Origin of the sequence: Planktotalea sp. (assembly GCF_049680325.1) — a bacterium.
Taxonomy (GTDB): Bacteria; Pseudomonadota; Alphaproteobacteria; order Rhodobacterales; family Rhodobacteraceae; genus Planktotalea.
On record NZ_JBAUHO010000314.1, the window covers coordinates 1 to 8,375 of the forward strand.

At 54.7% G+C, this 8,375-nt stretch carries 6 protein-coding genes and 1 pseudogene; 1 reads left to right on the plus strand and 6 read right to left on the minus strand.

Annotated elements, in window-relative coordinates:
* Positions 1-415: helix-turn-helix domain-containing protein (locus tag WBC85_RS14200; RefSeq protein WP_424438550.1), on the plus strand; the 415-nt coding region annotated here is incomplete at its 5' end.
* Positions 416-447: 32 nt separating this feature from the next.
* On the opposite strand, the gene WBC85_RS14205 is transcribed toward WBC85_RS14200, so the two are convergent.
* The 6 genes and pseudogenes from WBC85_RS14205 to WBC85_RS14230 all read right to left on the minus strand — a co-directional run.
* A complete protein-coding gene (locus WBC85_RS14205; RefSeq protein WP_424438553.1) occupies positions 448-2,532 on the minus strand; it encodes a dipeptide ABC transporter ATP-binding protein in 2,085 nt (694 codons plus the stop codon).
* Positions 2,533-2,633: 101 nt separating this feature from the next.
* Positions 2,634-4,079 (minus strand): ABC transporter permease, encoded by a 1,446-nt coding sequence (locus tag WBC85_RS14210; protein ID WP_424438556.1) that lies wholly within the window; start codon positions 4,077-4,079, stop codon positions 2,634-2,636.
* A gap of 12 nt (positions 4,080-4,091) precedes the next feature.
* On the minus strand, positions 4,092-5,138 hold the full coding sequence (locus WBC85_RS14215; protein WP_424438559.1) for an ABC transporter permease: 1,047 nt from the start codon (positions 5,136-5,138) through the stop codon (positions 4,092-4,094).
* A 104-nt stretch (positions 5,139-5,242) separates the two neighbouring features.
* Positions 5,243-6,901 (minus strand): ABC transporter substrate-binding protein, encoded by a 1,659-nt coding sequence (locus WBC85_RS14220; RefSeq protein ID WP_424438562.1) that lies wholly within the window; start codon positions 6,899-6,901, stop codon positions 5,243-5,245.
* A 272-nt stretch (positions 6,902-7,173) separates the two neighbouring features.
* Positions 7,174-7,989 (minus strand): helix-turn-helix domain-containing protein, encoded by an 816-nt coding sequence (locus WBC85_RS14225; protein WP_424438565.1) that lies wholly within the window; start codon positions 7,987-7,989, stop codon positions 7,174-7,176.
* 89 nt (positions 7,990-8,078) lie between these two features.
* Positions 8,079-8,375, minus strand: a pseudogene (locus tag WBC85_RS14230) (tRNA (adenosine(37)-N6)-dimethylallyltransferase MiaA); the annotation flags it as partial.

Genomic DNA, 8,375 nt, shown 5'->3' on the forward strand with positions numbered 1-8,375 from the left:
GATTATGGGGGCGCTTGGCCTGTCGCGCAGTCTAAGCGATGTGCCAGAGCAAGCTGGCGAACCGAAAGCGGATGTACAAAGTGCAGCAAGCGAGGAAGATACCGCAATCATCGCGCGTCTTGATGCTTTGGTTGAAGACGGGCGCCTTTATGTCGATCCGGACCTGACGCTTAGCCGGCTTGCCCGCAAAATGGGTATGCCTGTCAAAACATTGTCGATTGCGATCAACAGGGTCACTGGCGAGAACGTGTCGCGCTACATTAATGAGCGCCGCATTCGCGATGCTTGCGCTGCGTTAGAGCGCGGCGAAAGCGTGACCGATGCCATGTTGGGATCGGGCTTCAACACCAAGTCGAATTTCAACCGCGAATTCCTTCGGATTACTGGTAAAACCCCGCGCGACTATCGTGGTTAGGGCAGGGACGAACCCTGCCCATTAAACCCGATCTACTCGGCTGCGACCTTAATCACCAGCTCCATTTCCGCCAGCTTTTCATCGCTCAAGTGGCACTTGAGCTGATGCCCGTTTGGCAAGGTGCGCATTTCTGGCACGTCTTTTTCGCATAGCCCGTTCGGGACCTGCGATTTCCAATGACAGCGCGTCTGGAACGGACAGCCAGAGGGCGGGTTCATCGCGGAAGGAATGTCGCCATCCAGAACGATGTGCTTTTTCTGAACACTGGTATCGGCAATCGGAACCGCAGACAAAAGTGCTTCGGTATAAGGGTGATAGGGCGGCGCAAAGACCTGATCTGTTGTGCCAAGCTCGACCACATGGCCCAGATACATCACCATAACGCGATCGCTCAGATAACGTACAATCGACAGATCGTGCGAGATGAATAGCAGCGTTGTCTTTTCTTCCCGCTGAATTTCCATCAGCAGATCGGTCACTGCCGCCTGCACCGATACATCCAGCGCTGAGACCGGCTCGTCTGCGACCACAATACGCGCACCGCCTGCAAAAGCGCGCGCAATACCGACGCGTTGCTTTTGCCCACCAGAAAGCTGGCGTGGCATGCGGTCCGCAAATTCGCGCGGTAGTTTAACCAGATCAAGCAACTCCAGCATACGCGCACGCCGCTCGCCTTCATCCGCGCCAATCTTGAAAATCTCAAGCGCACGAATGATCTGGCGTCCGATCGTCATTGACGGATTGAGCGTGTCAAAGGGGTTCTGGAACACCATTTGAATATCGGCGACGGTTTTTGTGTCGCGTTCTTCAATGGGCGTGTTTCCGATGCTTTGATTGTCGAGAAGGATTTCCCCGTCTGTTGCTGTCTCCAGCCCCATAAGCACCTTGGCAAATGTGGATTTGCCACAGCCGGATTCGCCCACAATTGCCAGTGTCTCGCCTTCGCGCGCCTCGAAACTCAACGTCTCGTTCGCTTTGACGACTTTCTTGTTGGCACCGCCAAAAAGCGCGTTGGCAGATACCTCGTAGTATTTCTTGAGGTTCTCCATCTTCAGCACGACCTTGCCGATCTCGCCCTTTTCTTTGGTTTCGGCCAAGGCAAGCGGCGCGTTCCAGTCGATTTCTTCGAACCTTAGGCAGCGTGTTGCGTGGCGGTCATTGCCTGCGACATTCTTCATGGTGATGTCACCTTGATCGCAGCGCCCGGCCTCGAAATAGTCGCAGCGCGGGCCAAAGTTACACCCGTTCGGGCGTTCATGCGGCAATGGGAAGTTTCCGGGGATCGCCACAAGAGGGCGCGAATTCTTGTCTGCGCCGGGCAGGGGGATCGAACGGAACAGCGCTTGCGTATAAGGGTGCTGCATTTCGTCGAAGACATCCTCGATCGAGCCGCGCTCGACCGCTTCGCCAGAATACATCACGCAAATGCGATCGCAGGTTTCCAGAACCAGACCAAGGTTGTGCGAGATGAACAGCATCGACGTGCCATATTTCTTACCCAGATCGCGCACCAATTCAACGATGGCGGCCTCGACCGTCACATCAAGCGCTGTTGTCGGTTCATCCAATATCAAAAGCGCAGGTTTGGACATCAAGGCCATCGCAATAACGATGCGCTGCTGCTGCCCACCAGAAAGCTGGTGCGGATAGCTGCCAAGGATACGCTTTGGGTCAGGCAGTTTCACATCCGTGACAACCTGCAACGCGCGCTCATAGGCCTCTTTTTCACCAATGCCCTCATGGATCATCGGGACTTCCATCAACTGTCGCCCGATCTTCATCGCAGGGTTCAGCGACGCCATAGGCTCCTGATAGATCATCGCAATTTCGTTGCCGCGAATGTCGCGCAATTCCTCATCGCTCATTTCGGCCAGATCTTGGCCCTTGAACTTGATCGAGCCGCCAACAACGCGCCCGTTTTTGCCAAGGTCCTGCATCACACCAAGCGCAACAGTAGATTTACCGCAGCCGGATTCCCCGACAAGCCCAACGGCTTCACCGGGTTGCACCGTAACAGAGAAATCCATCACCGCTGGAATTTCACGCAGCCGCGTAAAGAAGGAAATCGACAGTTTATCAATCTCCAGAATTGGCCCGTCGTAATCACGTTTTGCCATGTCATTTCTCCCTTTGGAGCGGAGAAAGAAAACCTTTGGTTTCCTCTCTCCATAAATATCCCGGGGGTCGGGGGGCTGGCCCCCCGTCCGCCCATCCAGTCTTAGTCGCGCAAGCTTTCTTCACGCAGCCCGTCCGCCAAAAGGTTCAAACCAAGAACCAGCGATAGCAGGGACAGGGCAGGTGGCAGCGCAGGGTGCAGATAGATCGACAAAAGCTTACGGCCTTCGTTAATCGTGCTGCCCCAGTCAGGGCTTTCCGGTGGCAGACCAAGGCCGAAGAAACCGAGGGTTCCCAGCAAAATAGTCGTATAGCCAATGCGCAGACAGAAATCGACGATCAGCGGACCACGTGCATTGGGCAGGATTTCCCAAAGCATGATGTACCATGTGCCTTCACCGCGCGTTTGCGCCGCAGCCACATAATCGCGCTGTTTGATGTCCAAGGTCAGGCCGCGCACGATACGAAACACCGTGGGCGAGTTGACGAAGACCACCGAAACAAAAACGACAAGAACACCGGGCGCTGGATTGAATGTATCCAATGCTCCTAGCAGGTTGATCTTGCTGTCAGGGGCGTTGATCGTCAGCACATAAAGCAACGTCAACGGCACCAACACGCAGATTAGCCATATCCGGTTCTTTTTTGGCTGCTGCTTCATCCGTGTATGGATTAGCACCGCCGCGAAAATCAGCGGGAAGAAGAACAGAACGACCGCCATGAACTGCGGCAGGCCTGTCTCTACAATCTCGGGCGTCACCAACAGATAGAAAAGCAGGATCACAGGGAAGGCCAGGACGAGGTTCGCAAAGAACGACAGGATCGTATCGAAGCGGCCACCGTAATAGCCTGCGGGCAAGCCAAGCGTGATACCAACCATATAGGCAAAAAGCGTTGCCAAAGGCGCAATCAGGATCACGATCCCTGCACCTTTCATAACGCGGCTAAAGATATCGCGTGCGAGGTTGTCGCCGCCCAAAAGGTAGTAGGCATAATCCCCGTCCTCAGCGCCGCGTAGCGGTGTTCCGGGGGTTTTGTTCTTCATACCGGAAACCTGAACCAACGGATCGTGGGTAAAGATCATGTCGAGCGCACCGAATAGCGCAACAAAGACCCAGAACATCACGATGCTAAAGCCGATCACACCGATCATGCTATCAAAGAGCTTGCCGTATAGACCCAGCTTGCGCTTGTAGATGGATGACACCGAAAGCAGGACGATTAGCGCGATCCAAACAGGGATCAGCTGGCGCGAGATACCACCGATGATACCGGCACTTGTGCCCATAAGCGCACCAAGCACAGCGTAAGCGAGCAAGACCAGAACGAAGAGGCCAAGCAAAGCGACCAGCGCCTTGTTAACCAATTCCGCAGGGCCCGCGCCGATTGCAGAGGTCGTGCCATCCGCATTCATCGTAACGCCGCCGTTGCCCGACCCGAACGCAGCAGTCACGAAAGACAGCAGGAAAACTGCGATCATCACGACGCCGATCGCAAGGAAAGGCCAGTTGAGAAAGGACAGGCTGCCTGCCCAGGTAAGCGGTTCCATATTCAGGCCTCCTTAATTAACGCTAATGCGTGGGTTGAGATAAACGTAACCGATGTCCGAGATCAGCTGCGTAATCAAAACGACGATGACCGAAACCACGGAAACCCCGAGCAGCAACTCGATGTCATTGTTGCCTGCGGCCTGGACCAGAACCCAGCCGAAGCCTTTGTAGTTAAACAGGGTTTCAACAATCACGACGCCGTTCAACAGCCAGGGGATTTGCAACATAATCACCGTGAACGGCGCGATAAGCGCATTGCGCAGCGCGTGTTTCATGATGATGTTGGGAAAGCTGACACCCTTGAGGCGCGCCGTGCGAATATACTGCGCGGTCATGACTTCAGCCATAGAGGCGCGTGTCATGCGCGCGATATAACCCATGCCGTAAAGCGCGATCGTGAGAACGGGTAGGAAGAAGTTCTCGAAATTGGCGCTGTCCATTGCGGAGGTTGCCGTGCCTTTGAACCATTTTAGGCCAACAGCCGACGAGGCAAAGACCGCGATCAGAATCACGCCTGAAACGTATTCCGGCGTCGCCGTTGTTGTAATTGCTACCGTAGAAAGCGTCCGGTCCGTGCGCGAGCCTTCCCGCATCCCGGCCAGAACACCTAGCAGCAGGGCCGAAGGTACCATAAGCACCATGACCCAAAACATCAGCTTGCCCGTCAGAGCGAGTCGAGTACCGACGATCTTGGCGACGGGTTCCTTAAAGACGGTGGAATATCCCCAATCACCCTGCAAAATCCCGCAAAAGCGGGGTGCATCTGCTGGATCAACATTTGGATCAAGGCAGCGCCCGACCAGTTTGCCTTCGGAATTCTCGATTTGCTTTGACGGCAAAACCCCGAGCCATTCGCCGTATTTTACCGGCAATGGCTGCAAATAGCCGCGATTGGTCAACCAGCTTTCGACCTGTTCGTCGGTCATGCGCATGTTGCCCTGCGTTTTGGCAAGCTTTTCAAGGTTTGGATAAAGGTTCGTCAAAAAGAAGACGATAAAGGTCAAGCAGAGGCCTGTGAGGATCATCACCCCAAGGCGTCTCAGTATAAACATTCCCATGTAGTGCCCCTGTCGGTCAGGCTTTGCGGATCATTGGCGATCCGTATTCATTATTCGCTTGAAAAGGCCGCCCCATGTAAGGGCGGCCTTGATGGGACTTGCGCTTAAGCAGCGAAGCCCAGCTTGTCAGGATAGATTTCGAAGGATGGGTGCATTTCTGCGCCCACGATACCCTCGCGGTAGTGACGGTACAGTGACTGCCAATATGGCTGGATGATAACACCCTCGTCCTGCATGATCTTTTCGATCTTCGCCATGACTTCGCGGCGCTTGTCTGCATTCGCGATGGACATTGCTTCTAAGAGAAGCGCGTCGAACTCGGCGTTGGCAAAGCCAGACTCGTTCCATGCTTCACCTGTGCGGTAAGCAAGTGCCAGTACCTGAACACCCAACGGACGCTGGTTCCAGTTTGTGGAAGAGAAGGGGTATTTCGCCCAGTCATTCCAGAACGTGGAGCCCGGAAGGATAGTACGCTTCACCTTGATACCTGCGTCGCGCAGCTGGGCTGCAACGGCGTCGGTTGTGTTCTTGCGCCAGTCATCGTCGATAGAGAGCAGCTCGTGCTCGTAATCGCCCATACCTGCTTCATCCATCAGCGCCTTGGCTGCGGCACCATCAACAACCTGTGCTGGCAGTTCAGCATACTCAGGGTGCAGCGGGGACACATGGTGGTTCTCTGCAACCGTACCAAGGCCAGCAAGACCAAGTTCGAGGCAAACCGCGTTATCAACGGCCATCGCCAATGCGCGACGTACACGAACGTCTGCATAGGGCTTCATGCCATCGACTTCAGCTTGCTGGTTTGGACGGATTACAATCGTGTTCGCCGTTGGCGTTTCAGACTTGATCCAGCCGTCAAGCGAGTCGAAGACTTCAACAAAGTCACCGTCGATGCGGTAGATCATGTCGATCTCTTCGGATTCAGCCGCAGCAACAAAGGCAGAGGGGTCTGTGCCGTAGTCGATATATTCGATACGGTCGAGATATGCGCCTTCACCCCACCAAGCGTGGTCTGTGTTCTTGACGAGGACGGCTTTAACACCAACTTCCAGAGATTCTGGCATGTAAGGGCCCGTGCCAACTGCGTTACCGACCATGTCTTCAGCATTATGGCTGGAGTGCGTGATCGCCGCAGGATAATCGCCCATGCCTGGAATGATCGTGATGTCGGGTGCAAGCGTCGTCAGTTTGACAGTGTGGCTATCCACAACCATGACCGCGCCTTCGCGCGCTTTGTTCGTGTCAGGGTCAACCAAGGATGCCATACGGCCAGCCATGGAGTTGCCTTCCATGTCTTTGTCACACCAACCGATGATGTTGCGCGCAACATCTTCTGCTGTGAAATCATCGCCATTGTTCCATTTTACGCCCTTACGAACGTTCAATGTGTACTCTGTGGCGTCATCACTCGCGGCCCAGCTTTCCAGAAGACGGCCTTCAAACGAACCATCAGCGTTAATCTGGATGAGATACTCTAGCCAACCACGTGAGAAGTTCGCAATCTCGGACCAGTCATATGTGCGTGGATCTTTAAGAGCGCGCACTTCTTGCTGAATGCGCAGCGTGCCGCCTGCTTTGGCATGCGCCGCAGCTTGAGCTGGCTGCGTGAGGCCGCCCATGGTGTATGCTGTCGCGGTTGCGACACCCAATGCAGATGCGCGCGTCAGAAATTCGCGGCGATCCATCAGACCAGCTTTGAATTCTTCAGCATACATTTTGGCCGCTGGATGAATCCCTTGGCCTTTGTTTGTTTCGAGCGTCATCTTTTTCTCCCTGTGACACATTTCATTTTTTGTGAGGTGTTCGTGACAAGAGGCGGCCTTGTCAGCCGCTCAGGTCACATTCCCCAAGTCGCAGCATTCGGCACCAGAAATTCCTTCAGGTCAATTCGTCCATTCGACAATTTTTGGTCTAAAAGCGGCATTTGATTCGATCAAAAGCGACATTCGCATGGAATGCAAGTGGGAAATCCGCTTTCCGCCACGTAGCGCACGGGCTTGTGAAGCTTCATTCACGTCTTGGCTTGGCCCCGCATTCAGACGCGGCTTGCTTTTGCCGCGGCACGCAACGCAGAAGGGGTTTGTCCTGTATGGGTTTTGATGAAATTTGTGAAATAGGCGGGGGTTGAGAAATTCAATCGCTTTGCAATGTCGACCGCCTTGAGCGCGTCATCCTCTAGATAGCGACAAGCCCTTTGCAAGCTATGCTGGGTCAATAAGTCCGCTGCAGTGCTCGCACACTCGCTTTTGCATACGCGCGTTAAATGCGTCGGCGTCACCCCGAGTTGCGCGGCATAGTCAGCCATGCTTGCCGGGGCCTGTGCCTTTGTTTCCGATTGAACAATCAGCGCGCAAAACGCACGCATCAAGCGCCGCGCTGCATTCATTTTGGTTGGCTGGCTACGATAACGATGCGCCCAAACCATCATCAATTGTGCATGGGCGCTGGCTGCGGCTTGCGACATCAGCGCATCGCTGCTTGCTTCATTGTGGATCGCTTCGATGTAATGGGTCAACGTCAGCTGTGCTTGCGGTTCTCTGACACGCAGCAGCAATGGCTCGTCAGGCCAGTCCAATCCTGCGCTTGGCGGCAAAAGCACGGTTTGGCCAAAGCAGGACGGCTCCCAAGTGAAGGAAAAAAGCGTGCCTGCCTGAACGAAAAGCGCGTTATGCGCACTCATTGCCGATGCCCGCCCTTCGACAACGCAACGTCCAGAGCCGCGCGTGACCCATATCAGCATGTGCTGCGCGCGAGCATGAGCAAGACCAAGACGCCAAGGCGAGCCAAGCGCGCGTTGCGCAATGGTCATGACGGCTTGAGGGGCAGGGCGATCGTTGGTTTCGGTATGCATTTCGTAGTAAGGTTGGAATTATTGGGTGAATCCAACAAAATCTTGAATTACCCGCGTTTGAAAGCATGAAATGTTGTATAATAGCAATCTTAGGGCAGTGTGACTTCGCGCCATTTCTTCATGCGTGCGCGAAACCATGTGCGCTGGCGTTTGGCAAATTGCCGTGTCGCGATGCTGGCTGCCTCTTTTGCCTCCGGCAGGGTCATCTCACCGTGCAAATGGGCGGTAAGTTCTGGCGCGCCGATGGCCTTGCAGGACAAAAGCGCAGGATCAAAGCGATCAAGGTTCGCCCGCGCCTCGTCCAGAGCGCCTTCATCAACCATCAGATCAAACCGCCGTGCGATCCTGTCATTCAGCCATCCCGTCTCTGCCTTCATCACAAAGGC